The organism is Leucobacter sp. cx-328, from assembly GCF_014530035.1.
Lineage (GTDB): Bacteria > Actinomycetota > Actinomycetes > Actinomycetales > Microbacteriaceae > Leucobacter.
Genome location: NZ_JACVMX010000003.1, coordinates 289,394 through 315,875, shown reverse-complemented (window position 1 = coordinate 315,875; position 26,482 = coordinate 289,394). Strand labels below are relative to the sequence as shown.

The window sequence follows — 26,482 nt, the reverse complement described above, 5'->3', positions numbered from 1 at the left end:
GTTTCAAAATGCCAGAATGCGCATTCTGACGCATACCACTTGAAGGAGTTTGTGTGGACCCCATGTCGTTCGTGCGGCTCAACAGAAACGGGGCGGCTTCGCTGTCTCGACAGCTGGCAGACCAGATCCGCGCATCAATCGTGAGCGGGCAGCTACACCCGGGGGAGCGCGTGCCAGCGACCCGCAAGCTCGCTGAGTCGCTCGGCGTCTCACGCACGGTCGTCGTGAACGCCTACGATCAGCTGTTGGGTGAGGCTTTCTTAGAAGGTGTCGCGGGGTCTGGCACGCGGGTATCGCGCGAGCTCCCTGATTGGTTGCAGCCGCGAATGCACGAGATAGTGCCACCGCCGACGCTCACAGAGCAGCAACCGCTACCCAGTTCCCCGCTCATTGATCTCGCACCTGGCTATCCCTACGTCGCCCCTGATCCGCCGCGGGACTGGCTTCGCGCGCTTTCCGCTGCCGCGCACGATGCATGGTCGGCCCCCGTGCCGGGAGCCGTTGGCGCGCGTGAATTGCGTGAGCAACTTGCCGCGCATGTGCGGTTCTTCCGCGGGGTGCCGTGCAACGCCGAAGACGTCGTGATCACGTCGGGAACGTCAGAAGCGCTCCTGCTCGTCGGGTTGGCGTTGCGTACCGTGCAGGGATCCGCGCCCAGAATCGCGGTCGAGACTCCTGGCTATCCGGAAGGGCGACGCGCACTCGAGCTGGCCGGCGCCGAATGCCATGCGGTGCCAGTCAGTGCGAACGGCATCGATCTTGCCGCCTTGCAGAGCGCGGATCACAGCCAGCCACTCGCAGCGGTTATGCTCACGCCGAGCCACCAGTATCCGATGGGAGGGCGGCTCCCCGCCGATGAGCGAATCGCGATCCTCGAATGGGCGCATGCGCGTGGGGCGACAGTGATTGAAGATGACTACGACAGCGAATTTCGGCACACCGGCCCTGCGCTTCCCTCGATGGCATCGCTTGATGCGCACGGCAGGACGGTCTATATCGCGAGCCTGAACAAGACCTTCCATCCGTCACTACGGTGCGGGTTCATTGTGCTTCCAGCCGGCGATATGGAATTTCGAGCCGCGATTCTTGCCGCTCGGGGCGGTGTGGGTGCCACGGTCTCAGCGCACACGCAGTTCGCCCTCGCGCGGTTCATTGAAGGCGGCGGGCTGAAGCGAGCAGTCGCACGAAACCGGCGCGAATACCAGCACCGGCGGTCCCTCCTGCTGGCGCACTTTGCCGACAGCGGGTTGCCAGTTTCGGGTGCCGACGGCGGGCTGCATGTGGTCTTGCAGATGCCGGCGGCGATTGACGCGAGGGAGCTCGCTGGTGAGCTTCGAACGCGCGACGTACACGTTGAGCCGCTCGCTGACTTTACGGTGCCACCTGGCAGCCATGAATCAGCAAATGGGCTGATCATTGGTTACGGCCAGGAGACCGTTCCGCGCCTCATGCAAGGTCTTGCTCGTGTCACCGAAGCGCTGCGGGCGCGGGGCTACCCGGGCTGATTGATGAGTGAGAAAGCGGCTCGTTCGACGTAGTCGCGAATCGCAGCATCGTGCATCGGGGGCAGCGCCGCAGCGTCGAGTGCCGCGTTCATGTGCGTGAGCCAGCGATCGCGCGCGTCTGAGTCGATGTGGTATGCCGCGTGGCGCATACGCAGGCGTGGATGGCCACGCTCTGCAGAGTAGGTTGCTGGGCCTCCCCAGTACTGTTCAAGGAACATGCGGAGGCGACGGGTTGCGCCATCCCAGTCATCTTGCGGGTACATGGGGGCGAGAACGGAGTCGGCCTTGACTCCCTCGTAGAACTTGCGTGCGATGAGCTCGAAGGTCTCCTCGCCGCCTATTTGTGACCAGACCGTATCGGTGAGTGCATCACCGTTTTCGTCCTTGCGCAGCGTCAAGCGCGGCTGTGCGGGAGTCTGTTCGGTCATGCTTGTCCTCCGAGGGCTGGGGGGAGTTCGTCTGCGAGTTTGATGCCTTGTTCGTTAAAACTGCGGCGGATCGCGGCGCGGAGTGCGCGGCGAACCTCGTCGCGCGCTTCAGGTCTGGTGCGCATGGTGAGACGCAGGGTCGCGCGGTTACCAGACACACTCTCGAGGCCGAGGATCTCAGGGAAACCCGTGACCTTGCGACGGTACTGCTCTTGTGCGAGCAGGTCTTCTGCGGCGTCGATCGCGACTTCGCCAACGTGCTTGAGGTCTTGGTCGGCTTCAACAGTGATGTCGATCACTGCTCGGCCCCACCCCTGAGAAGCATTGCCGAGCATGAGAATTTCGCCGTTGCGGATAAACCAGAGCGTGCCGTCGTATGCGCGTACCTGGGTGACGCGGATACCTACGTCTTCGACCGTGCCAGTCACCGCGCCAATGGTGACGGAGTCACCGACGCCGAGCTGATCCTCAAACGCCATGAACAGTCCGTTGAGGATGTCTTTGACGATGTTCTGCGCGCCAAAGGTGAGGCCTGCGGCGACGATACCCGCTGATGTCAACAGTGCCGCGAGGTTCACGCCCATGTTCGCGAGAATCGCGATGAGGGCGAAGACAACGATCGACCACGTGATGACGTGGCGGCCGACCGTGCCGAGGGTGCGGGTCCGCTGCACCGCACGTGCGTTGATGTACGGTGCAGCGGTGAGCTCTGAGGTGGAGTCGACGTCCTGTGCTTTCTTCACTCCCTGCACGATTCGCTGAACCGTGCGGCGCAGTGTGAACCGCAAGAGCCAGTTCGCAAAGAGCGCGATCACGATGATCAACACAATGTTGATCGGTCGCTTGAAGGTTGTATAGAAGTCAGTGAGCGGCGCCGCCACCTCAGAGATGAACATCATTAAGCAGCCGCGTCAGCCTGCTGTGCTGCGAGTGCGCGCACGATGCCCGAGTGGTTCTCGATGATGAGTCGGCGCAGCGCGGGTGCTGCGTCGGCGTTAGCGTCGAGCCATGCCTGTGTAGCCTGCTCGAGCGCTGCATCAGCGAGGGGTGACGGGAAGAAACCGTCGACGAGTTCTTCGACGATTGCGTAGCTGCGCGAATCCCAAAGTGCGGTGAGCGACGAGAAGTACTGCTCAACGAACGGGGTCAACAGCTCACGATCGTGTGCGCGCAGGAAGCCAAGGCCCGTTGCGCGAACGATGGCGTTCGGCTTGTCTGACTCAACGAAGACCGAATCCCATGCTGCGGACTTCGCCTCTGCAGTCGGGAGCGCTGCGCGCGCGTGCGCGGCCGACTGATTACCAGTCGCGGTGCGGTCGCTTGCGAGTGCCTTGTCGATCTCTGCAGTAGTTGCGCGATCGCCAGCTGCGAGCGCGATGAGGAGCTCCCAACCGAGGTCAGTGTCAATGTCGAGCTTCTCGAGTTCGATCTTGCCTTCGAGGAGCGCGAGCACCGAATCGAGCTGATCGTCGGTTGCAGCGAGCTGCGCGAACGACTTCACGAACTGGAACTGTGCGTCGGTGCCAGGCTCTGCATCGATCGAGCGCTGCCACAGGGTGTCAGCAACCTTTTCGAGGGTTTCTGCACGACGCTCAGGAGCGACGTAGCTCGAGGCCGAGAGGATGAGCTGGTTGAGCAGGGTGCGCAGGGTCGTTGAGTTGGTCTCACGATCCATGTGCGCGAGCACGATGTCAACGAAGCGCGAAGCAGGGAACTCTGCGTCACGGGTTGCGTCCCACAGTGCGCTCCACGCGAGCGCACGAGCGAGTGAATCGGCAATGTCGCCCAGGCGAGCTGAAACCGTCTCAAGCGAGCGCTCGTCGAAGCGGATCTTCGCGTAGGTCAGGTCATCATCGTTGAGGAGCACGAGTGCGGGCTGGGTCTCGCCGATAAGCTCGGTGACCTCAGTGCGCTCGCCATCAACGTCGAGTTCGACACGCTTGGTGCGAATGATCGCGCCGTCCTGCTCCTCGTAGAGGCCAACCGCGATGCGGTGGGGGCGAAGCGTGGGGTAGTCGGCGTGCGCGGTCTGCTCGATCACAAAGCTCGTGAACTTGCCGTCTGCGTCAACCTCAAAGACCGGGCGGAGCGTGTTCACGCCAGCGGTCTCGAGCCACTTCTTGGTCCAGTCTGTGAGGTCGCGGCCGCTCTGTGCCTCGAGCTCGGTCATGAGATCAGGAAGCTCAGTGTTCGAGAACTGATGCTTGACGAAGTAGTCGTGCACACCGGTCATGAACGGCTTGCGGCCAACCCAAGCAACGAGCTGCTTGAGTACCGAAGCGCCCTTGGCGTAGGTGATGCCGTCGAAGTTGACGAGCACGTCCTGCAGATCACGAATTTCAGCCTTGATCGGGTGCGTCGAAGGCAGCTGATCCTGGCGGTACGCCCACGACTTCTCGCTGGCAGCGAAGGTCGTCCAGCAGTCTGACCACTCGGTTGCCTCAGCAACACCCAGCGTCGACATGTACTCAGCGAACGACTCGTTCAACCAGAGATCATTCCACCAGCGCATGGTGACAAGGTCACCGAACCACATGTGCGCGAGCTCGTGCAGAATCGTCACCACGCGACGCTCGCGAATGGCATCGGTCACCTGGCTACGGAAGACATAGGTCTCGGTGAACGTGACAGCGCCAGCGTTCTCCATTGCGCCCATGTTGTACTCGGGGACGAAGAGCTGATCGTACTTATCGAACGGGTACGGGAAATCGAACTCGTTCTCGAAGAACTCGAAGCCCTCACGGGTCTTGTCGAACACGTAGTCGGCGTCCATGTACTCTGACAGCGAATGGCGGCAGAAAACGCCGAGGGGGATGATCCGCCCATCCTTGCTCGTCAGTTCGCTACGAACCTCGTAGTACGGGCCGGCGATGAGCGCAGTGATGTAGCTCGAGATCACCGGGGTTGGCTCGAACGTCCAGGTAGCGAGTTCCTCGCCGCCGAGCGCACCAATGCCAGAGGGCTCAGCAACTGCGACGGGCTCAGGCGTCGGCTGGTTGCTCGTCACCTTCCAGCGCGCAGGAGCCGTGACGATGAACTGGAAGTTCGCCTTCAGATCAGGCTGCTCGAACACGGGGTACATACGACGCGAATCAGGTACCTCGAACTGCGAGTACAGGTAGACCTCATTGTCCGCAGGGTCGACGAAACGGTGCAGACCCTCGCCAGTGTTCATGTAACGCTGGGTCGACTTGATCCGCAATACGTTCTCAGCAGCGATACTGGGCAGCTGCACACGCGAGTCCGCAAATACCTCTGCGGGGTCGAGCGCGACACCGTTCAGCTCAACGAGCTCAACCGATGCAGCAATGAGGTCGATGAACGTCGAAGCGCCAGCTTCGCCCGTGAATCGAACCGTCGTATCTGACTGGAACGTCTCGTCGCCCGAAGCAAGATGCAGAGCGATTTCGTAGCTCTGACTCTGTACTACGCGGGCGCGTTCCTGGGCCTCAAGACGAGTGAGGTTTTCTCCTGGCACTGTGATCTCCACTCCACGAAAAACAATGTAATTGAGTCAACTGTATTCGCATATCCAATGACCGCGCTGAACGGCCTGCAGAACCGCAGTCATTCTGTGCGGAAAAGGCATGCGCGCGAAGCCAGTACGCAGATAGGGTGAAGCCATGACCGAGCAGACCCCCACCGTAGAGTTTTACTTCGACCCAAGCTGCCCCTGGTGCTGGATGACCAGCCGTTGGGTCCACGAAGTCTCAGAAGTTCGTAACTTCCCTGTGCTGTGGCGCCCCATCAGCCTCGCCATCTTGAACGAGGGTAATGAAGCGCTGCACTCCAGCCCCGAGGCTGCCCCGTACGTCGAGGGCCACCGGCGCGGCAAGCGCTTTGGCCAGATCGCCATTGCAATCGGCGAAACCGCAGGCGACGAAGCCGTCGGCAAGTTTTACACCGAGGTCGGCACCCGCATTCACCCCGAAGCCCGCACCGATGACGACGCGATTGCGCTCGAAGCGCTCGCTGCAGTTGGTCTCTCTGCTGAGTTGGCGGATCGCGCAGACGCCACCGACGACACCATCCTTCGTGCGAACACCGACCACGCAATGGCGACCGCCGGCCCCGACGTTGGCGTTCCGATCATCTCCGTCGACGGCAACGCATTCTTTGGCCCAGTGATGACCCCCGCGCCGACCGGTGATGACGCACTTCGGCTGTGGGACGGCATGGTAATGATGGCAAGCGTTCCCGGTTTCTACGAGCTCAAGCGCGGTCGTACCGCGGGTCCGCAGTTCTAGTTCCGAGCAGGTAAACTAGAGATTATGCGTATTCACGTTGCCACCGACCATGCAGGCCTCGAGTTCAGCCAGCAGCTTCAGCAGCACCTGGCAGACCAGGGCCACGAAGTAATTGACCACGGCCCTGAGGCCTACGACGCGCTTGACGACTACCCCTCGTTCTGCATCAACGCAGCACTCGGCGTTGCGCGTGATGAGCGCGACGGCGTGCAGGCGCTCGGCGTCGTGTTCGGCGGTTCGGGCAACGGCGAGCAGATCGCTGCAAACAAGGTTGAGGGTATCCGTGCGGCACTCGTGTGGAACGACTCGACCGCTGAACTCGCGCGTGAGCACAACAACGCCAACGTGATCTCGATCGGCGCGCGCCAGCACCCGGTCGAAGACGCGATCCGCTTCATCGATCTCTTCATCGCTACGCCGTTCCCCGGTGATGAGCGCCACGTGCGCCGCATCGGTCAGCTCGGCGAGTACGAGCGCACCGGTCTTATCGCAGGCAAGCAGGTCGATTCGCTCTAGAGAGTTTCTCTCGGAGTTCGCGAAACTAACTCGCGAGGTGGGGTTTCGGGTTCGTGCGCAGCGCGTTCCTGAGCCCCACTTCTTGTATATGTGAGGTGAAATCCATGCCTGAAGGGCATTCCGTACACCGAATTGCGCGTCAGTTCGGCGTGAACTTTGTTGGCACCGCGCCTGAAATCACGAGTCCTCAGGGACGTTTTGCGCAGGGCGCAGAGCTTATTAGCGGCCGCAAAATGATTGATGCGCGTGCCGTTGGGAAGCAGATGTTTCTCGAGTTCGAGGGCGGTTACTGGCTGCGCGTCCACCTCGGCATCTATGGTGCCTGGGACTTCGCGGGCGAGGTTCGGGTCGATGACTCAATTCAGATCCATGGCCAGACGCCGGGCCATTCGAAGCTTGGCCAAACGGGGGAGCACTCGCGACCGAGCGGCTCACGCCCGGTCGATGCTGACGCGGAAGACTCAGTCACCTCGATCGGCGCACCTCGTCGCAGTCGCGTACGTATGGCCGAGAGCGACAAGGCATCGGCAGCGTCGTCGGTCTGGCCGCCCGAGCCCGTTGGGCAGGTGCGGGTGCGATTGCTCAATGATCTCGTGTGCGCGGATCTGCGCGGCCCCACCGCCTGCGAAGTGCTGACGCCTGCCGAAGTCGATGCGGTAATACAGAAGCTTGGGCCCGACCCGGCAAACGCGAACACCCCGCTTGAGAAGCAGCGGTTTGTGGAGCGTGCGGGCAAAAAGAAGACCGCAATCGGCATCGTGCTTATGGATCAGTCGGTCGTCGCTGGCATCGGCAATGTCTACCGTGCCGAGATGCTGTTCCGTGCGGAAATCGATCCGCACACCCCCGCAAATACCATCGACCGCACGGTGCTTGAAGACATGTGGGACGACTGGGCTGCGCTCCTGGACACCGGTATTACGGTCGGTCAGATGATGACGATCGACGGCCTCGAGGGAGAAGCGTACGAGAAGGCCCTGGTCGAGCGCGATGAGCGCCACTGGGTCTACAAGCTCGAGGGCACTCCGTGTAAGCGCTGTGGGACGAACATCGTTCTCGAAGAAATGGCGAATCGCAAGCTGTACTGGTGCCCCGGCTGCCAGCACTAGCTCTGCCGGAGCCCCCTCATTGAGCCCCGGTAGCAAAACGAGCGTTGGGTACGACGATTCTCAGGGAAAACGTCTTACCCAACGCTCGTTTTCTGCGTCTAGCGGTGCGACGAAGCGAGCGCGCGAGTTGCCGTAGATATGCAATCGGCCGTCAATATGCCAGATTCTGCGTTCTGGAGCATATTGACGGCCGATTGCATGTCTCCGGAGAATGATTCCGCGACGGGAGCCGAGACACCGCACCGAGCGGCGCCAAGCGTCTACTCGTTAATGTCGACGTTCTTCGTCTCGGGCGTGAAGATCAGCGAAACGAGCGTGATGACCGCTGCGATCGCGAGGTACCAGCCGACGTAGACGGGGCTGCCATCTGCGAGGCCCCACAGCCAGACCGCGATGATTGGCGCAAGTGCTGCACCGAGAATCGACGAGACGTTGTACGCAAAGGCCGAACCCGTGTAGCGCACGTTTGTGGGGAACATCTCTGGCAGGAACGCGCCCATCGGGCCAAAAGTGAGGCCCATGAGTGTGAACCCGAGTGCGAGGAAGAACATCACTGCAGCGGTTTCGCCGCCGAGCAGCGGCGCAAACGTGAAGCCGAAGAGGACAATCGCGATGGTCGTCCAGATGAGCGTGCGGCGGCGGCCAAAGCGGTCGGCAAGCGGACCCGAGACCAGCGTGAAGATGCCGAAGAAGACGACGCCGAAGACCAGCATGAGAATGAACTGGTTGTACGTGTAGCCCTGGCCAGCAACGTAGGTCGAGGCATCGAACGGAGTGCCTGCAGCCTCAGCGTTTGCCTGCGCGGTCTCGAGCGTCGGGCGCGTGCCGAAGGTGAGAGTGAACGAGGTCATGAGGTAGAAGAGCACGTACGTTGCGAGCATCGCGAAGGTCGCGCGCACGAGCGCCTTGCTGTGGTTCTTGAACGCCTCAACGAGCGGCATGCGGATGACCTTGCCGGTCTGCTTCGTGCGCTCGAATGCCTCAGACTCAACGAGCTTCAGGCGTACCCACAGGCCAACGATGACCATGACAGCCGAGAAGAGGAACGGGATGCGCCAGCCCCAGCTCAGGAATGCTTCGGAAGCAATGCCGGGAGCTGCCGGGTCTGCGAGTGCATTGTTGATCACGAAGAAGAGCATGTTCGCGATAACGAATCCGAGCGGTGCGCCAAGCTGGGGGAAGGTGCCGTACCAGGCGCGCTTGCCCTCAGGCGCGTTTTCGGTGGCGACAAGTGCGGCGCCCGACCACTCGCCACCGATGGCGAAGCCCTGCGCGAGGCGCAGGATGAGCAGCAGAACCGCTGCCCAGATGCCGATGTTCTCGTGCGTGGGAAGCAAGCCGATGAGGAACGTCGCGATGCCCATCGTGAGCAGTGACGCGACGAGCGTGGTCTTGCGGCCAAGTCGATCGCCGAGATGGCCAAAGAAGATTGCGCCAACCGGGCGTGCAAGCATCGCAGCACCGAAGGTTGCGAATGATGCGATGAGCGCGGTGGTCTCGTTCCCAGTGGGGAAGAACAGCACGGGGAAGACGAGCACTGCAGCGGTCGCGTAGACGTAGAAGTCGTAGAACTCAATCGTCGTGCCGATGAGGCTCGCGAGAATCACGCGTGAACGAGAGTTTGCGGGCGCGGCGCCCGAGTTCACAGTTGAGGAAGCTGAAGTAGACAAAATGTCGCTTTCGAAGAATCAGGTAGTAGGCCTGAGTCACTCAACTGGGGGTGCTGCTTCGATGACTCAGCGCCGTTGACTGTCGTGACCATAGGTGTTGGTCATCGTGTCAGTCTACGCCGATTCTGGCCGTCTGCTGACACGCGCGGGAGCCTGTGACGAAGAGTGGTCGCAGTTATGGCATAATTGAAGCTTGTGCCACGACGCGACGCTGCCGCGAGGGTTTCGCATGGTTCGTGTTGCACGCATTTACTTTTCAATTTATATTTCAGCGTTCCGGCTTGCGGCGGGCGCAGAGAGAGACAATCATGCAGAAGCTCGACCACGTCGATGCATCGTCGCTCAAGAGCGACATCCCCGCATTCCGCGCCGGTGACACCGTTAAGGTTCACGTGAACATTGTCGAGGGCAACCGTTCGCGTGTTCAGGTGTTCCAGGGCGTTGTTATCTCCCGTCACGGTGATGGCGTTCGCGAGACCTTCACTGTTCGTAAGATCAGCTTCCAGGTAGGCGTGGAGCGTAAGTTCCCCGTCCACTCGCCCGCGATCGAGAAGATCGAGGTCGTCAGCCGCGGTGATGTTCGCCGCGCAAAGCTGTACTACCTCCGTGGCCTCACCGGCAAGAAGGCAAAGATCAAGGAGAAGCGCGACAAGTAATTGTTGCCTTCGTGATCTTCTCAGGCTCTCATCTACTCGTAGGTGGGAGCCTGAGGCGTTTTTAAGTAGCAATGCAATACGCTGAGTACATCCCCGCGCGCTGCGGGGATCCGCTAATTTCAGGAGCGATATGAGCGAAACAGCCCGCGGGCGCCGATCCGGTTTTCTTACGTTTATCCGGGACCTGCTCGTCATCATCGTGGTGGCATTCCTGGTGTCGTTCCTGCTGAAGACGTTCCTCGTTCGGAGCTTCTACATTCCATCGCAGTCGATGGAGAACACCTTCCAGATCGATGACCGCATCCTCGTGAACCAGCTGGTCCCGAACGTGCAAGACATTAAGCGCGGCGACATCGTTGTGTTCAGTGACCCGGGTGGGTGGCTATACCCGCGCGCGCACGAGACTAAGCCAACCGGTGCCGAGAAAGTCTTGCAGGCGGTGGGCCTCGCAGCTGACACCAGTCATGACTACGTTGTGAAGCGTGTCATCGGTGTTGGTGGCGACCGTGTCGCCTGCTGCGATACCGGGGGGCGGGTAACCGTCAACGGTGTTCCGCTTGACGAGCCGTACATTGTGCTCCCCGAAGGTGAAAAGCGCGCCTCAGCGATCGATTTTGACGTTGTCGTGCCAGAAGGATCGCTCTGGGTTATGGGTGACAATCGCTACGCGAGCAAAGACTCGCGTTACAACCAAGACGGTCCCGGTAAGGGCTTCGTCCCAGAGGCTGATGTCGTTGGCCGTGCGTTCCTCCTGAACTGGCCGCTGAATCGTCTGAGCTGGCTGTCAAACCCCGAGAACACCTTCGTTGGAGTGGAAGAAGCACGTGACAACTGAGTGTGAGCCGCTGACCTGCAAGGCCCCACCCGAGAAGGACCCGACGCTCGACATGGAGTGGCAGTGGTTCGACGAGGGGGCAGAACTCGTCATCGGAATCGATGAGGTGGGTCGCGGTGCGATTGCTGGCCCGGTCGCGGTCGGTGCTCATGTGGTCACGCGCGGCACTGACTCGTTCCCTGAGGGGCTGCGCGATTCCAAGCTGCTCACTGAGAAGCGACGGGAGAAGATCGCACCGCTCGTCGAAGCATGGGGCGCAGGGGCAGTTGGCTATGCAACCGCAGCTGAGATTGATGAGCACGGGATCACCGCGATGCTCGGTGCTGCCGCGCGGCGTGCGTTGCTGCAGCTCCATGAGCAGGGCGTCGATGTCACTCGCGCAGTGATTCTCGTCGATGGCTCGCAAGACTGGCTCACGCCGCAGCTCAAATCACCGCTCGATGTGCGCACTCGCGTGGGCGCGGATCGCGCATGCGCGAGCGTTGCAGCCGCCTCCGTGCGCGCGAAGGTGGAGCGCGACGCGCTGATGCGTGAGGCGCACGAACAGCATCCCGGTTATAGCTGGGACACCAATAAGGGCTACGGATCCGCCGCTCACTATGCGGGCCTGGAAGAACATGGCGCAACCGAATTGCACCGCATCACCTGGTTGAAGGAAAAGTAGCCGAAAGGCCGAAACGGTAGACTTGACCCGTGAAGTTTGGCAGTAACCCCCAGCACGCACCCATCGGAGTCTTCGATTCGGGCGTCGGGGGATTGACGGTGGCGCGAGCAATTCGAGATCAGTTGCCGAATGAATCCATGATTTATGTCGGCGATACGGCCCATACGCCGTATGGTCCCCGGCCGATTGCCGAAGTGCGTAAGCTCGCGCTTGAGGTGATGGATCGGTTGGTTGCCGAGGGCGTGAAAATGCTCGTGATCGCGTGCAATACCGCCTCGGCTGCGGTGTTGCGTGACGCGTACGAACGCTACGACGTTCCCGTGGTTGAGGTCATCGGCCCAACCGTGCGAAGCGCGCTCGCGATCACTCGCAATGGTCGAATCGGGTTGATTGGCACGAAGGGGACGATCCGTTCCCGTGCCTACGAAGACCTGTTCCGTGTGAGTTCGAGTGTGAATCTCACCTCGCGCGCGTGCCCCCGCTTCGTCGAGCTCGTTGAGGCGGGCAAGACCTCTGGCGAAGAAACGCTTGCGATCGCCTCCGAGTACCTTGCACCGCTCAAGGCGAAGGAAATCGATACACTCGTGCTCGGCTGCACGCACTACCCGTTCCTGCGCGGCGCGATCCGCCAGGTCATGGGTCCCGATGTTGCGCTCGTCTCGAGCGACATTGAGACAGCCAATCGTGTCTACGAGGTGCTCACCGATGAGCAGCTGCTGCGACCCGAGGGCGCGGGAGACCCCGTGATCCGCTATGAAACTACCGGTGAAGACGGCGAGCATTTCGCTGATCTCGCGCGCCGAATGCTCGGCATCGAGATCGATCCCGTCGAGCCACATCCCCAGAAGGAGAACTGATGAGCGATATGACCCGCGTTGATGGCCGCACGCCCGAGCAGAAGCGCACCGTAACGATCGAGCGTGGCTGGAGCAAGCAGGCTGAGGGCAGCGCGCTCATCAGCTTCGGCGACACCAAGGTGCTCTGCACCGCATCATTTACCCCCGGTGTTCCCCGTTGGCTCAAGGGCCAGGGCACCGGTTGGGTAACCGCTGAGTACTCGATGCTGCCCCGCTCGACGAACGACCGCATGCAGCGCGAGTCGGTGCGCGGCAAGATCGGTGGCCGTACCCATGAGATTTCGCGCCTTGTTGGCCGGAGCCTCCGCGCGGTAATCGACACCGCTGAGCTCGGTGAGAACACCATCGTCATCGACTGCGACGTGCTGCAGGCAGACGGCGGCACGCGCACCGCATCGATCACCGGCGCGTACGTCGCGCTCGCTGACGCGATCGAGTGGGCACGCGCGAACGGTCACATCGGCCGCAACGCGAAGCCCCTGAAGGACAGCGTTGCAGCGATCTCGGTCGGCATCGTTGGTGGCGTTCCCATGAGTGACCTGGCATACGTCGAGGACTCGAAGGCCGACACCGACATGAACGTTGTCGCGACCGGCAAGGGCGGCCTCGTTGAGGTGCAGGGTACCGCTGAGGGAGCTCCCTACAGTCGTGATGAGCTCAACACCCTCCTCGACCTCGCACTCGCAAGCATCGCTGAGCTTGCTGAGGCGCAGACTGCTGCACTGGCAGGGGAGTAATCGTGACCAAGGTTGTTCTGGCAAGCCACAATACGAAGAAGCTCGCTGAGCTTCGTCGCGTGCTTGAACCGCTCGTGCCTGGCATTGAGATTGTCAGCTATGACGGCCCTGAGCCCGTAGAAGACGGCCTGACGTTCGAAGCCAATGCGCTCATCAAAGCCCGCGCTGCTGCGAAGCACACGGGGCTGCCCGCTGTCGCAGATGATTCGGGCATTGCTGTTGACGTGCTCGGCGGGTGCCCCGGCATCTTTTCTGCCCGTTGGTCTGGCCCAGAGCGTGACGACACGAAGAACCTCGAGCTGCTGCTCTGGCAGCTCTCTGACGTCGCTGAGCCAAATCGTGCGGCAAGTTTCGTCTGCGCCGCGGCGCTCGTGATGCCAGATGGCGAAGAGGTGTGCGAGCTCGGCCATTGGCAGGGTGAGATTCTTACCGAGCGTGCTGGCGTTGAAGGATTCGGTTACGATCCGATCTTCCGCCCGGCGGGAGAGCGTCGTTCTGCCGCTGAAATGCGGCCGGAGGAGAAAGACCTCATCTCGCACCGCAACCGTGCCTTTAGCGCACTCGCGCCTGAGATTGCGAAGCGCATCACCGCGGACTAACGCACTCAAGCGCACCGTGATGCCGCCGCAGGGAAGCCCCTGCGGCGGCATTCGTGCGTTCTGGGCGGTAATATTTGAGCTGTACCCGCTTCGCGCAGCGAGGCCTGGAACAAAGGAACTGTAAAGATGCACAACCTGACCGACATCACCGAGCCGGGCGGCCTTGTACGCCCCAACGTACGTGTGGCTGACGCGATTACTATCGCGTTGGATCTGTACGGGGTCGAGGTGTCTGCGACGGAACTTGGGAGCAACCAAGATCGCAACTTCATGATCGTCGAGGCTGACGGCACGAAGAGCGTATTGCGCATCGACAATCCGGTGTTCGGCGACGAGGCGCGCGATGCGCAGCACGCTGCGCTCGACGCCTACCGCGCGGCGAACGTGCGTGTCGCAAGCGTCCTGCCCGGTCTGAACGGTGAGCTGACGCAGCGTTGGAACGGTTTCGCCGTGCGCCGCAGCGAGTTCGCACACGGGAAGTCACTCGTCGACCATGGCTACCTCGCGCCGGTCGTGCTTGAAGAGTTCGGTGCCCTCGCGGCGGCTTCGGTCAACGCGCTCGCTGACCTCGAACACCACGGTCTCGGCCGCCCGAACCCGTGGGACATGCGCGGTGCGTTCGAGGAGACCCTGCGTCTTGCTGCTGCGATCACCGACGAAGACCTGCGTGAGGACGTCCTTGAAGCCGCCATCGCCGCGCACTCTGCGCTGCAGCCGCTCATCGAGTCGCTGCCGGTGCAAGCAATTCACGGTGACCTCACCGACGACAACGTTGTGGCCCAGCCCGGGGATGATCGTCGATACCACCCACACACCCTGCTCGATCTCGGTGACCTCGGTTACGGCTGGCGCATCGCAGAACTCTCGGTCACGGTGTCATCGATGCTGCACCACGAGCCCGCACGCCCGCTGCGTGCGCTCGACACCATCGTCGCGTTTGACCGCGTTGCGCCCATTGCTGACGCAGAGGCGCGTGCAGTGTGGCCGCTCGTCGTGCTGCGAGCTGCGCACCTGGTTGCGAGTGGCTGGCGTCAGCTCGAGATCGACGGTGACAATGACTACGCCCGCGAGCGTATCGCCGGCGAGCAGGCAATTTTTGACTCCGCGACCCACTTCACGCTCGCTGAGATGACCGAACAGGTGCTCGCAGCGCTCGGTCGCGATGGAATTGCGTGCGGAGCTGGGCTGCGTGAGCTCGCAGCGCCCGCTGCTTCGGTGGCGGATCCGCTGCGCGCCCTGCTCTCCGCCCTCACGGGTGAGGTCGCAGTCATTGACGCTGGCGTCGAATCTGAGGCGCTTGAGGCTGGCAAGTTCCTCGCAGCAGATGCTGATGTCACGCTCGTACATGAGGCGCTCGGTGGGGGAGCAGCTGCGGTTGTGCTGCCCTATGGCGTCTTCCGTCTGACTCGCACTGCGATCAATTCAGCTGATGGTGCTGAGACCTGGCCGCTCGCGACCGAGATCGTTGTCGCAGCTGGCGAGGAGCTCGCGGTTGCTGCCCCGGTCGATGGCAAAGTGGTCGTTGCGACCGACCGCGGTCTGCTCATCGAGCTGGCAGGCGCCGAGTGGTACCTCTCGATTGACGGTGTGCAGGCGACGGCTGAGGCCGACGCACAGGTGCAGGCCGGCGACGTGGTGGCGACTCTGGTGGCTGCTGCCGATCCGCGCCCCATCGCCGTTACTCTGTGTCGTGCCGATGCCGTAGGTGAGACCGCTGGAAACACGCAGTCCGAGTTCGGTGAACTCGTTGAGAGCGTGCCGCCGATCCTCGCACTTGAGGTGCCAGAGACCGGCCGCGCGCAGTTTGTCGCGCCGGAGCGCGTGCCAGCGTGGGATCGCTTCACCGTTGATCCCGCTGACATTCTCGGCCTGGAATCCTTCGCCCAGCGCGACGAGGCAGCTGCGGAGCTTGAGCGTCGCCAGCGCATCTTTGCGAGCGCGCAAGAGCGCTACTACGAGCGTCCAATGCAGATCGAGCGCGGCTGGCGCCAGCACCTCATCGACACGACCGGCCGGTCGTACGTCGACATGGTGAACAACGTCACGGGTCTTGGCCACGGGCACCCGGGAGTTGCTGCGGCGGCGAGCCGACAGATCCGCATCCTCAACACGAACTCGCGCTTCCTGTACCGCGAGTTGACTGAGTACAGCGAGCGCCTACTTGAGATGCTGCCCGAGGATACCGGTCTTGACACCGTGCTGCTCGTGAACAGTGGCTCGGAGGCGGTCGATCTCGCGCTCCGGCTGGCGCAGGCGGCGACCGGCCGCAAGACCATCGTCTCGCTGCGTGAGGCGTACCACGGCTGGACCATGGCGAGCGACGCTGTCACGACGAGCGCATACGACAACCCGTACGCGCTCGATAACCGCCCCGATTGGGTGCACGTTGCTGACGTGCCGAACCGGTTCCGCGGCACCTACCGCGGCGCGGTGACTGACGCGACCATTGGCGCGCAGTATGCGGCGGATCTCGGCAACGACCTCACCGCCCTCGCCGAGGCCGGGCGAGACGTTGCAGGGTTTATCTGCGAGTCGGTGCTGGGGAACGCCGGCGGCGTCCTCCTGCCTGACGGCTACCTGCGTGACGTGTACGCACGCGTGCGTGCCGCAGGTGGCGTGTGTATCGCTGACGAGGTACAGGTCGGCTTCGGTCGTATGGGATCGAGCTTCTGGGGCTTCGAACAGTCGGGTGTCACACCTGACATCATTACGATTGCGAAGCCCATGGGTAACGGGTTCCCGATCGGTGGCGTCATCACGACCAAGAAGATCGCCGACGCGCTCGCGACCCAGGGCCAGTTCTTCGCATCGGCAGGCGGCAACCCGCTGTCGTGCCGCGTCGGCATTGCCGTGCTTGATGCGATGCGTGACGAGCAGCTGCAGGAGAACGCGCGCGTGGTTGGCTCGCGCCTCGCGGCCGGATTCCGTGAGCTCGCGGAGCGCCACGACATTATCGGCCCGATTCACGGCGAAGGCCTGTATCTCGGCGTTGAGCTCGTGCGCGATCGCGAGACGCTCGAGCCAGCAAAGGAAGAGACCGCAGCGATTTGTGAGCGTCTGAAGGAACTCGGCGTGATTGTGCTCACCACCTCGGAGCGCTCGAACGTGCTCAAGGTGAAGCCGCCGCTGTGCCTCACTGAGGAGAGCGCCGACTTTATGGTTGCGCAGCTTGACCGCGTCTTGACCGAAGGCTGGTAACCCCGGGTGCTCGCGCGTATTCCGAACGCCCCGCGCACGGGCATTCCACCGTGGCTGCTCGCGGTCGCGGCAATGGCGATGATTCAGTTGGGCAACGCCCTGTCGGTCCACCTCATAGCTGGGGTTGGGCCGGCGGGTGCCTCCTGGATGCGCATGATGTTTGGGGCGGTGTTCCTGCTCCTCATCGCGCGTCCGAACCTACGGTTGGTGCGCAAAGCTGACGTCCCGCTCCTCATCGCACTGGGTGTCGTGACGGGCTACATGACCGCAGCGTTCCTTGCCGCGGTCGAACGCTTGCCGCTCGGCACCGCCGTTGCCATCGAGTTCCTCGGGCCGCTGACGGTTGCGGGCGTGATGAGTAAGCGTCGATCCGCGCTCGTTTGGCCAGCACTCGCGCTTGTCGGCGTCGTGCTGCTTGCCGAACCCTGGAGTGGGAGCGCGGATCTCGTAGGCATCGGCTTCGCGTTGCTTTCCGGTGTGTGCTGGGGCTTGTACATCGTTCTGACCCAGCGCGTGGGCGACCGATTCAGTGGCATCTCTGGACTGGCGATCACGATCCCGATTGCGGCGATCGCGACCATGCCAGTCGGCTTGCCGCAGGTCGTCATGGGCGACCTCACCTGGCAACTCATCCTGCTTGCCGCGGGGGTTTCGTTGCTCGCGCCCGTCATCTCGTTCGGGCTCGAGATGCTCGCGCTCAAACGCATGACGCCGACGGCATTCGGTACGCTCATGGCCATCGAGCCGGGCATCGGCGTCGTTATTGGGTTCCTCGTGCTCGCGCAGGCGCCCGTGCTCATGCAGGTGCTTGGCATCTTGCTGGTGGTGATTGCTGGGGCGGCGGCACAGCGCGGCGGCCGCAGGGAAATCGATACCGCTTAGATAGATTGTCAGCATGAGAATGTGGTCGCTTCACCCCAGTCACCTTGATCGTGCCGGCCTGGTTGCCGGCTGGCGTGAAACACTGCTCGCTCAGGCGGTGCTTGCTGACCTCACGAAGGGGTACAAGAACCACCCACAACTTGAACGATTCCGTGAGACGAGCGACCCGCTGCTCATGGTCGGGGCCTACCTGCGTGGGTTGCACGAGGAGTCCCTCGCGCGCGGGTATCGCTTCGACGGCTCGAAAATCATGCGTACTGAGCACGTTACAGAGCTCATCCCCGTCACCGACGGCCAGCTTGCATTCGAATGGACGCACCTCGGGTCAAAGCTTGCGCATCGGAGCCCAGAAGACGCAGCTCGTTGGGCAGAAAGCTCGCCAACACCCCATCCGCTGTTTACAGTGGTGTCAGGCGGCGTTGCCACCTGGGAGAGGGTGTAATCATGCGAGTGCTCATCGGCGGTGCATCGGGACTCATTGGTTCGGCACTGAGCGAAACGCTGCGTGCCCGCGGCGATGACATCGCAACCCTCGTGCGGCGGCCCGCTGTCAGCGAGTCTGAAATATCCTGGAACCCAGTGCGCGGCGAGCTCGCGCCAGAGGCGATTGCAGGGGTCGATGCGATCGTGCTGTTGAACGGCGCGAGCGTTGGACGCTTACCATGGACGGCAAAGTATCGTGGTGAGCTGCTCACCTCTCGACTGGACTCGACGAACACCGTCGTCAGGGCACTGCAGCGAATGACTGGTCCGCGACCCATGCTGCTCTCTGGCTCTGCGGTGGGGTTCTACGGTTCAGTTCCCGGGGCCGTCTTGACCGAAGACTCCCCGGCAGGCGATACCTTTCTTGCGAAACTCTGCGTCGACTGGGAAGGCGCCGCACGCGAAGCGGAAGCGGTGACTGACGTGGCCTTGCTCCGCACCGCTCCCGTGATTCACCCCAGGGGAGTGCTGCGTCCCATGATCACGCTCACGAACCTCGGTCTCGGTGGCCCGCTCGGTTCGGGCAAGCAGACGTGGCCTTGGATTTCGCTGACCGATGAGGTGCGAGCGATCTTGCACATTCTTGACCGGCGGATCACTGGCCCCGTTAATCTCTGCGGGCCGATCACAGCCACCGCCAACGAGACGGGCCGCGCGCTCGCACGCAATATGCATCGCCCATTCCTGCTGCCTGCGCCTGCGTGGGCATTGCGCCTCGTGCTCGGGCGCGAGGCGACTGAATCATTGCTGACCGCTGATGCTGACGTGCGGCCAGACGTACTGCTGACATCTGGCTTTGTCTTTACGCACGAAACCGTTGAGGCAGCGGTCGCTGATGCGATCCGAGCGGGAAAATTGATCAACACTTGACGGCTCGCATGTACTCGACTTGAGTCTTTCGTATGAGCTTCTTCACGTTTGTGCCAGTGCCTGATGGCGATGAAAACACTGAACCCGTTGCGGTGCCGAGTTGGGTGCAACCGAGTCAAGATGAGATTCCTGTCGCCGTGCCGTACGTGCGAGAACTCGGGCGCGCGAGAAATGTGATGTTGGTGCTGGAGCGTGCGGACGTGTACACGGAAGGCGTGAAGTTTATTCTTCGCGTCGAGGCGCGTTATTCACAGGGCATGACCTCTGCAGAAAAAGCAGCGTTGAGTAGGTCGTTGGGTGAGCACCACTATTGGGGTGACCAAGAGGCCTACTTGAAAGACGCGCTTCGCGTAGGGCTTGAGTTTTCGGATGGCAGCGTTGTTGACTCCTTTGAGGGTCCTGACCGGCCCTGGGGTGAAAAGCCACAGAAGTTTGTGCTGAGTAGTCTCGGTGGTTCTGGGGAAGGCAGTGAAGATTACTCCAGAACAGAACACGGGTTCTGGTTGTGGCCACTACCTCCCCAGGGTGTGATGAAGCTTCATTACATGCATCGCGGAATCGGCGTCGACGAAGGTACCGTGGAAATTGATGCCGCTCCGCTCATTGAGGCGTCATCACGGGTTTTGGCGATTCCCAATCCAATTCTGCCGTAGACGAGCTGTAGCTGTCTCCGCAATCTCATTGACAAAATCGCTTTCGGTGCGTAGGTTCATTAGTGAAGTAATGAACCAGATAAGCCGATAGGCTCGCTGCGAGAGTGAAAGTGAGGTGGCAAGTGTTCGACGACACGCGCCCAATCTTTCTGCAGCTTGCCGACCGCATCGCTGGCGACATTCTGCGGGGTCGATATGCAGAAGGTGAGCAGGTTCCGTCAACCAACGAGCTTGCGCAGCATCTGCGCATTAACCCTGCAACCGCCGGGAAGGCGCTGAACCTGTTGGTTGAGCGTCAGGTGCTGGTGAAGCGTCGCGGTATCGGCATGTTCGTCGCGGCAGGCGCATTTGATGCGCTCTCTGCAGAACGTCATCAGGAATTTGTTCAGAGCTTCATCCGACCGATGCTTGCGGAAGCGGCGATGCTCGGAATCGACCAGGTTGCGCTTGCACGCCTCGTCGCTTCTGAGGCTGAGCGATCCGCGCTCCCATCGGAGTCCGCTCACACAGAAACTGAGACATCATGACATTTGCCATTGAGGCGCGTGACCTCACGCGAGCGTACGGTGACATCCGCGCGCTCGATGCGGTGACGGTGCAGATTCAGGCCAATACGATCACCGGTCTCCTCGGCCGCAACGGCGCAGGAAAGACAACGTTCATGTCGCTCGTGACCGCGCAGGATCGTCCGACTGCCGGCATCGTGAAGGTGCTCGGCGAAGAGCCGTTCGAGAACGAGCGTGTGATCGAACAGCTGAGCTTTGTTCGAGACAACCAGCGCTACCCAGACGACTACAAGCTCAAGCATGCGCTGCGCGCGGCACGGGTGTTCCATCCCGGTTGGTCGCAAGAGCTCGCTGACGAGCTCGTGGCACTGTTCCGTATCCCAGCCAAGACCGTAGTGAAGAAGTTCTCTCGCGGTCAGCTCTCGGCGCTCGGGATCGTGCTCGGTCTCGCTTCGCGTGCCCGGGTCACGTTCTTTGACGAACCGTACCTGGGGCTCGATGCGACCGCACGCACCTACTTCTATGATGTGCTGCTGCGGGATTACCAAGAGCATCCGCGCACGATCGTGCTCTCCACACACCTCATCGATGAAATGGACCGGCTGCTCGAGCGGGTGGTGATTCTGGATCGTGGACGTGTGGTTCAAGACGCCGACGTCGATGAGCTGCGGGGACGTGCGTACCAGGTCGCTGGTCGCCGCGCGGCGGTTGAGGAGTTCGTGGCCGCCCGGACGGCACTCAGCGTACATCGCACGGGTGGCCTTGCGACTGCGGTGATCGAGGGCACATTGACCGAGGCGGATCGGGCAGCCGCGGTGGCAGCTGATCTTGATCTCAGCTCGGTGACGCTGCAGGAACTCGTGTCAGCGTATGGATTCGACCGTGATGCAGACGCGGGTGGCGATGCCGGCGAAGCGCTGGCTCGCGATGCGAAGGGAGCACGCTCATGAAGCACATCACGCACGTGACTCGATTGCACCTGAATAAGCCTGAGATCATGTTCCGCACCCCGGCGTTTATTATCGCTCTGGTGTTGATCATTACGATGATCATTTCATTTGCGCTGCAGCGCGCTGGGCTCGACCCTGCGAACCCAGCGTACGCCGACGGCGCACGGTCAAACATTGCGGTGGCATACGCCCTGCCAGGCTTCCTGGTTTATTACGGCGTGCAGGCGGTATCGACCACCTTCCCGTTCGCGCTTGCACTTGGCACGACGCGACGTGCTTACGTACTCGGCACTGCACTGGCGAATCTGATTCTCTCGGTATTCGTTGCGGCAATGCTCACGGTGCTGCTCTGGATTGAGCTGGCGACCGATCACTGGTTCTTCGGCTCGTATGCGCTCGACAACTACGCACTTGGCAGCGGCGACGCCTGGGTGCTCGCGGTAACGGTGTTCCTCGGGACGTTTGTCGCGGTCACCATCGGTGGTTTCTTCGGCGCGATCTGGGTGCGGTTCGGGACGAAGGGCCCGACCATTGCCGGAGTCGTACTCGGGCTGATTATCGTGCTGATCCTGCTTGCGATTGCGCCGAACTTCATCGAGATCGTGACGAGTATTACGCGGGTAGATCTCGCGGTCGGAGCTATCGTTGTCGCGCTGCTGGCGCTTGTCGGCACCTGGGTGACGATGCGCCGCGCTGCGGTGCGCTAGCCTGGCAGCAGCCAGGAGCGGACCCCCCGAGACTAGGGGTTTCTCCCGAGACTGGGCCTTTCATACGCATGAAAGAGGCCGTCTCGGGAGAAACGCCCCTTTTCGAGGGGCTGGGGTGAATTGACGAAGCACTAAAGCACGGCGCGGGTAACCGCGGCAATCGCCTCTTGTGCGCCAGCCGCGTAGAACGCCTTCGTGCACACCGCGAGCACGCGGAATTCCGGAGTTCCAGGCTCGCCAATGACGGCGACGTCGTGGCGGATACCTTCGTCCCAGCCGCTCTTTGCGCCCCAGACAGCGCCAGCGGGAAGCGCTGGCGCGATCATCGGGAACAGCTGCGCCCGCATGTAGCCAAGGATGACCGCGCGCGAGGAAGGTGCGAGCTCCTCGCTGGACACGACAGCGAGAGCCAGATCCGCGAGACTGCGCGTGGTGACCGAGTGCGTGTAGCCTGCAAGCGCAGCGGGATAGTCACAAATGAGGCGAGACATCTCTACATTGCGCACGCCGAGGCGATCGAGTGCAGCCTCGACCGCGTTGATGCCAGCCACCCCAGCGCCCAGCGCCTCAATGAGAATGTTCGTGGCCTCGTTCGACGACACCGTGATCATGCGCTCGAGATACCAGTCAACGCTCATCATGGTGCCGACCTCGGGAAGGCCAGGGTCCTGCTCCGCTGGCTCGAAACCGAACGGCTCTGCGTCAGGAATGCGGCTCGCGAACGAGAGCCGCACGGGGAACTCATCGGTGAGGTGCAGCGTGCCGGCTTCGACCGCGAACATGACCGCAGCCGCGACGGCAAGCTTCACCGTGCTCGCTGCGTAGTAGGTCTGCGTCTCGTCACAACCTGCGAGGGTGGTGCCGGCCTGATCGATGAGGGTGAACGAGACATTGGGCTCACCGCGCTTCGCGACGCTCATGCCTGTGCTCCGTCCTGAGAAATGCTCGCTGAGGTGGCCGAAGCCGCTGTCGCGGGAGTCGAGGAGAGTAGCGCCGCGGTGATCGCCGAGATCGCGGCAGCACCCTGCTCATAGGTGTAGCCGCGGGTGCAGACCGCGAGGCACTGCATGATGCCGTCGCGCGAGATAAAGGCAAAGTCATGGGCGATGCCGTCGACGCTGCCGCCCTTGCTGCCGGTGTCGATTGCGACGCCGGTGCGTTCACCGAAGACCTGTGCTGCCGTGCTGATGACGGGCTCCTCACGCTCTCGCAGGAGCTGCATCGCGATTGCGGTGTGCTCTGCGTCGAGGAGTGCGCCACGAACCAGCGCAGCCATGAGCCGTGCGAGGCCGAGTGCCGAGGCGCGGTTCGTGACGCCGGCTTCGAGGCCTGCAACGTCGGAGTAGGGCCGATCAAGGCCGGTGTCTGGCGAGCCTGCGTCGAGTGAGACGGCGGCGATGCGATCCGCCCCCAACGCTTCGAACAGCATGTTCGTGGCGCAGTTGGCGCTCACGGTCGTCATTCGGTTGAGCAAGTGCGCGAGGGGGACGGTGTCGCCGGGGGCGCCGAGGCCGGGATCGGTCTCCTCGATCTCAATCGTGAACCGGGGCGCGTCGGGCACGATGCTCGCATACTCGTGCGTGACGATGTGCGGATCGTCGAGACGCCATTCGCCAGCTTGCACCCGCCGCAGTGCAGCGACGAGGACACCGACCTTGACAGTTGATGCGGAGTAATAGGGGAGTGAGGCATTCTGCTCGCGCAGGACGGTACCGTCAGCGTCGACGAGCGTGTAGGAGATGACGGGGATGCCGTCGGAGTAGTCGCTGACGATGCCGCGGGGGTCATCGTCGAGACCGAAGTCTGGATTCTTCATGGTGTTCCTTGACAGATGAGGGTTAGACCGAGCGCAGGAAGTCGCTGAGGATGAGCTGGCCGCCGTTGACTGAAGCCACGGGGACTCGCTCGTCAACGCCGTGCACGCCACCTGAGCGGCGACCGTCGGGGTCGGGGGTGAGCGGGGCGAAGCCGAAGCATTCGATGCCGAGCTTGGCGAAGGACTTTGCGTCGGTACCGCCGCCCATGCAAAACGGGACGACGACCGCTTCGGGGCGTGAGCGCAGTACCGCTTCGCGCATTGCCGCGAACCATGGTGAATGGTGCGAAAAGTCGGTGGGCTTGCCCGGGTCGATGTACTCGTGCGAGACATCGGGGCCGACGAGCTCGGCGAGCACCGCCTGCGTTGACTCGAACGTGCCTGGCACGCAGCGCACGTCGATCTCGGCTTCGGCGACGCCGGGAATAACGTTGACCTTGTAGCCGGCGTTGAGCACCGTGGTAGTAGATGAGCAACGGACGGTGACGCGTGCGACGGTACCGGCCTCGCCCATCTGCTCGATCGCCTTGGCAACGCCCGCTTCATCTGTGAGGTCGGCTTCGTAGCCGAGCGCGGCGTTCGTGTCGGTGATGTAGGTGCGCACGGCGTCGACCATCTGCAGCGGCCACTTGTGCTCGTTGAGGCGCTGCGCTGCTGCGAGCAGCTTGGAAATCGCGCTGCCCGGCGCGGGGCGCGAGCCGTGGCCTGAAACGCCCTCAGCGCGCAGCCGCATGTGGAGTGTGCCGCGCTCGGCAACCGCGATGGGGACGAGCGTCACGGGAGAGCCGTCCTTCGCCGTCAGGGGCATCGCCTGGCCGCCAGATTCGCCGAACGCTGCGCCGATGCCCGCGAAGAGCTCCGGACGTTCCTTCACGAGCCAGCCGGCGCCCCAGTCGCCGCGATCCTCCTCGTCGGCGACCCAAAGGAAGACAACGTCGCGTTCTGGCACGATCCGCCGCTTCGCCCACTCGAGCGCGGTCACGACCATCATCGCGACCATGTCCTTCATGTCGACTGATCCGCGACCATATACGTATCCGTCTTCGATTCGCCCTTCGAAGGGCGGCACGCGCCACTGCTCCGGCTCGGCGGGTACGACGTCGAGGTGGCCGTGCACGAGCACGCCGGGCAGGCTGCGATCGCGACCGGGAATGCGGATCAGGACCGATGCGCGGTCGGGTTCCGGCGCGTAGAGCTCGGGCGCATAGCCCGCATCAGCGAGAATGCGAGCGATCTCCTCCGCAAGTTGAGTCTCGCCCCTGCTCTTGCCGTTACCGAAGTTTGAAGTGTCGTAGCGAACGAAGTGCGCACACAATTCGGCCGCTGTCATCTCTGCGGTCATTCGCGAACCGTCCTCTCTGAGGTTCGTACCGTGCGCCGCCGTTGGCGCACCGAAGTTACGTCACATAAACACTATCTGTCGCCGGTGAATAACGCAGCAACTTTTATTGATTTACATGAGGATCTGACCCAGTCGCGACTCTTGTGTTCCTGTCTTACGAATCGTAAAGTGGGCTGCGTGGGTCCCGCCACACTGTCACAAAGGAGCGACATGACCATTCGGAACACCTCACCCGCACTCCGCACACTCGCGCCAGGTGCCCGTTGCGCGCTGGTGAGCCCATCGGGGCCGTCGACCGAAGAAGCCGTCGAGAAAGCCGAAGCGCTCCTGCGCTCGTGGGGCCTCGTTCCCGTCCGCGGCAAGCACGTGCTTGACCGGCATGAGCGCGCTCACGGGTATCTGGCTGGCAGCGATGCAGATCGGGCGGCGGATCTCACGGCAGCGTGGACAGACCCCGAGATCGACGCTGTCTTCTGTGTACGCGGTGGCTACGGCGCGATCCGCATCATCGATCTCCTTGACGTCGACGTGCTCGCCGCGGCTGAGTCGAAGCCGCTCATCGGGTCTTCTGACATCACCGCACTCCACGAATTCTGGGAGCAGCGGCTCGGAGTTCCCACCTGGTTCACCCCGATGATCGCCACCAACGACCTGCTACTGTCGCCGAACAACGTCGAGGACCTGCGCGTTGCCGTGCTGGGCGAGGGGCCACTGGAGATCGCCGGCGATACCGACACCGCAACCATCGTGCCGGGCGCCGCAACAGGCCAGCTCACCGGTGGCAACCTCTCGCTGCTCGTAATGAGCGTCGGCTCACACCCGACCACACTCGAGCGCGCGAAGGGCAAGATCGTGCTCATCGAAGAGGTCCACGAGTCGCCGTACCGGATCGATGGCCTCATGCAGATTTTGCTGCGCTCGGGCTATTTCGAGGGTGCGCTCGCGGTCGGTCTCGGCACCTGGGTCGACTGTGGGGACCTGGACGAGGTGAAGGCGCTGTTGACCGAGCTGCTCGAGCCGCTCGGTATCCCGGTCATCTGGGGTCTGCGCTTCGGGCACGGTCCCGATGTGTCTTCGTTCCCGATCGGCGCTGGCATCACTGCGACGCTCACCGCTGACGAGAACCCACGCATCGAGTTCGATGCCTAACGTATAGCGCGCCACAGCTCGGAACGCGAAAGGCCCCCGGCATCACACGATGCGCGGGGGCCTTTCGCGTGGGCGCTACGAAATGCAGCCACCCATGCCAGGG

General features: G+C 62.4%; 26 protein-coding genes. 19 read left to right on the top strand and 7 right to left on the bottom strand.

Features of this window, described 5'->3' with window-relative positions; translation table 11 throughout:
* Positions 1-62: 62 nt before the first annotated feature.
* Positions 63-1,505 (top strand): PLP-dependent aminotransferase family protein, encoded by a 1,443-nt coding sequence (locus tag ICL81_RS06325; RefSeq protein ID WP_251381889.1) that lies wholly within the window; start codon positions 63-65, stop codon positions 1,503-1,505.
* Here the strand turns inward: ICL81_RS06325 and ICL81_RS06320 are convergent.
* The 3 genes from ICL81_RS06320 to pepN are packed head-to-tail and all read right to left on the bottom strand — an operon-like array spanning position 1,493 to position 5,411.
* Complete coding sequence (locus tag ICL81_RS06320; protein ID WP_188034064.1) at positions 1,493-1,933, bottom strand: globin; 441 nt, start codon at positions 1,931-1,933, stop codon at positions 1,493-1,495. The two genes, ICL81_RS06325 and ICL81_RS06320, sit on opposite strands and share 13 nt — an antisense overlap.
* Complete coding sequence (locus tag ICL81_RS06315; RefSeq protein ID WP_188034063.1) at positions 1,930-2,832, bottom strand: mechanosensitive ion channel family protein; 903 nt, start codon at positions 2,830-2,832, stop codon at positions 1,930-1,932. Before ICL81_RS06315 ends, ICL81_RS06320 begins: the two co-directional genes overlap by 4 nt.
* Positions 2,832-5,411 carry an aminopeptidase N gene (gene pepN / locus ICL81_RS06310; protein WP_188034062.1) on the bottom strand — a complete coding sequence of 860 codons (2,580 nt, stop codon included), beginning with the start codon at positions 5,409-5,411 and terminating at the stop codon, positions 2,832-2,834. Before pepN ends, ICL81_RS06315 begins: the two co-directional genes overlap by 1 nt.
* Before the next feature lie 145 nt (positions 5,412-5,556).
* Here pepN and ICL81_RS06305 point away from each other — a divergent pair, with 145 nt between their 5' ends.
* The 3 genes from ICL81_RS06305 to ICL81_RS06295 all read left to right on the top strand — a co-directional run bounded on the left by ICL81_RS06305 (position 5,557) and on the right by ICL81_RS06295 (position 7,805).
* Positions 5,557-6,180 (top strand): DsbA family protein, encoded by a 624-nt coding sequence (locus tag ICL81_RS06305; protein WP_188034061.1) that lies wholly within the window; start codon positions 5,557-5,559, stop codon positions 6,178-6,180.
* 24 nt (positions 6,181-6,204) lie between these two features.
* Complete coding sequence (locus ICL81_RS06300; RefSeq protein WP_188034060.1) at positions 6,205-6,696, top strand: ribose-5-phosphate isomerase; 492 nt, start codon at positions 6,205-6,207, stop codon at positions 6,694-6,696.
* Positions 6,697-6,800: 104 nt separating this feature from the next.
* Entirely contained in the window at positions 6,801-7,805 is a 1,005-nt protein-coding gene (locus ICL81_RS06295; protein ID WP_188034059.1) for an Fpg/Nei family DNA glycosylase, read from the top strand.
* 260 nt (positions 7,806-8,065) lie between these two features.
* Here ICL81_RS06295 and ICL81_RS06290 read toward each other — a convergent pair whose 3' ends face one another.
* Complete coding sequence (locus tag ICL81_RS06290) at positions 8,066-9,475, bottom strand: MFS transporter (RefSeq protein WP_223160598.1); 1,410 nt, start codon at positions 9,473-9,475, stop codon at positions 8,066-8,068.
* A 308-nt stretch (positions 9,476-9,783) separates the two neighbouring features.
* Here ICL81_RS06290 and rplS point away from each other — a divergent pair, with 308 nt between their 5' ends.
* From rplS to ICL81_RS06220, 14 genes are all read left to right on the top strand, one after another.
* Positions 9,784-10,131, top strand: coding sequence for a 50S ribosomal protein L19 (rplS, locus tag ICL81_RS06285; protein ID WP_188024216.1), 348 nt, complete (start codon positions 9,784-9,786; stop codon positions 10,129-10,131).
* Between the two features lie 130 nt (positions 10,132-10,261).
* Positions 10,262-10,966, top strand: a complete 705-nt coding sequence (lepB, locus tag ICL81_RS06280; RefSeq protein ID WP_188034058.1) for a signal peptidase I — start codon at positions 10,262-10,264, stop codon at positions 10,964-10,966.
* Between the two features lie 52 nt (positions 10,967-11,018).
* Positions 11,019-11,630, top strand: coding sequence for a ribonuclease HII (locus tag ICL81_RS06275; protein ID WP_188034166.1), 612 nt, complete (start codon positions 11,019-11,021; stop codon positions 11,628-11,630).
* A gap of 29 nt (positions 11,631-11,659) precedes the next feature.
* Complete coding sequence (gene murI / locus ICL81_RS06270) at positions 11,660-12,487, top strand: glutamate racemase (RefSeq protein ID WP_188034057.1); 828 nt, start codon at positions 11,660-11,662, stop codon at positions 12,485-12,487.
* Positions 12,487-13,224 carry a ribonuclease PH gene (gene rph / locus ICL81_RS06265; RefSeq protein WP_188034056.1) on the top strand — a complete coding sequence of 246 codons (738 nt, stop codon included), beginning with the start codon at positions 12,487-12,489 and terminating at the stop codon, positions 13,222-13,224. Before murI ends, rph begins: the two co-directional genes overlap by 1 nt.
* Positions 13,225-13,226: 2 nt before the next feature.
* Positions 13,227-13,823: an RdgB/HAM1 family non-canonical purine NTP pyrophosphatase gene (gene rdgB, locus ICL81_RS06260; protein WP_188034055.1), complete on the top strand. Its 597-nt coding sequence runs from the start codon at positions 13,227-13,229 to the stop codon at positions 13,821-13,823.
* A gap of 126 nt (positions 13,824-13,949) precedes the next feature.
* Entirely contained in the window at positions 13,950-17,021 is a 3,072-nt protein-coding gene (locus tag ICL81_RS06255) for an aminotransferase (RefSeq protein ID WP_188034054.1), read from the top strand.
* Positions 17,022-17,027: 6 nt separating this feature from the next.
* Entirely contained in the window at positions 17,028-17,903 is an 876-nt protein-coding gene (locus ICL81_RS06250; protein WP_353055442.1) for an EamA family transporter, read from the top strand.
* 13 nt (positions 17,904-17,916) lie between these two features.
* On the top strand, positions 17,917-18,345 hold the full coding sequence (locus ICL81_RS06245; protein WP_188034053.1) for a pyrimidine dimer DNA glycosylase/endonuclease V: 429 nt from the start codon (positions 17,917-17,919) through the stop codon (positions 18,343-18,345).
* Between the two features lie 2 nt (positions 18,346-18,347).
* The gene (locus tag ICL81_RS06240) at positions 18,348-19,256 is read left to right on the top strand and encodes a TIGR01777 family oxidoreductase (RefSeq protein WP_188034052.1); all 909 of its coding nucleotides are present in this window, start codon (positions 18,348-18,350) and stop codon (positions 19,254-19,256) included.
* Positions 19,257-19,288: 32 nt separating this feature from the next.
* Positions 19,289-19,909, top strand: a complete 621-nt coding sequence (locus ICL81_RS06235; protein WP_188034051.1) for a hypothetical protein — start codon at positions 19,289-19,291, stop codon at positions 19,907-19,909.
* A 122-nt stretch (positions 19,910-20,031) separates the two neighbouring features.
* A complete protein-coding gene (locus ICL81_RS06230) occupies positions 20,032-20,436 on the top strand; it encodes a GntR family transcriptional regulator (RefSeq protein WP_188034050.1) in 405 nt (134 codons plus the stop codon).
* Positions 20,433-21,365, top strand: a complete 933-nt coding sequence (locus ICL81_RS06225; RefSeq protein ID WP_188034049.1) for an ABC transporter ATP-binding protein — start codon at positions 20,433-20,435, stop codon at positions 21,363-21,365. The genes ICL81_RS06230 and ICL81_RS06225 overlap by 4 nt, the downstream gene beginning before the upstream one ends.
* Complete coding sequence (locus ICL81_RS06220; RefSeq protein WP_188034048.1) at positions 21,362-22,072, top strand: hypothetical protein; 711 nt, start codon at positions 21,362-21,364, stop codon at positions 22,070-22,072. Before ICL81_RS06225 ends, ICL81_RS06220 begins: the two co-directional genes overlap by 4 nt.
* A 131-nt stretch (positions 22,073-22,203) precedes the next feature.
* Here the strand turns inward: ICL81_RS06220 and ICL81_RS06215 are convergent, their stop codons facing one another.
* Genes ICL81_RS06215 through ICL81_RS06205 form a run of 3 tightly spaced genes read right to left on the bottom strand, consistent with a single transcriptional unit; the run spans position 22,204 to position 25,230 of the window.
* Positions 22,204-22,992, bottom strand: coding sequence for a serine hydrolase (locus ICL81_RS06215; RefSeq protein ID WP_188034047.1), 789 nt, complete (start codon positions 22,990-22,992; stop codon positions 22,204-22,206).
* Complete coding sequence (locus ICL81_RS06210) at positions 22,989-23,888, bottom strand: serine hydrolase (RefSeq protein ID WP_188034046.1); 900 nt, start codon at positions 23,886-23,888, stop codon at positions 22,989-22,991. The genes ICL81_RS06215 and ICL81_RS06210 overlap by 4 nt, the downstream gene beginning before the upstream one ends.
* Before the next feature lie 22 nt (positions 23,889-23,910).
* Positions 23,911-25,230 (bottom strand): M20/M25/M40 family metallo-hydrolase, encoded by a 1,320-nt coding sequence (locus tag ICL81_RS06205; RefSeq protein WP_215394758.1) that lies wholly within the window; start codon positions 25,228-25,230, stop codon positions 23,911-23,913.
* A 210-nt stretch (positions 25,231-25,440) separates the two neighbouring features.
* Between ICL81_RS06205 and ICL81_RS06200 the strand changes: the two genes are divergently transcribed.
* On the top strand, positions 25,441-26,379 hold the full coding sequence (locus ICL81_RS06200; RefSeq protein ID WP_188034045.1) for an LD-carboxypeptidase: 939 nt from the start codon (positions 25,441-25,443) through the stop codon (positions 26,377-26,379).
* Positions 26,380-26,482 lie beyond the last annotated feature (103 nt).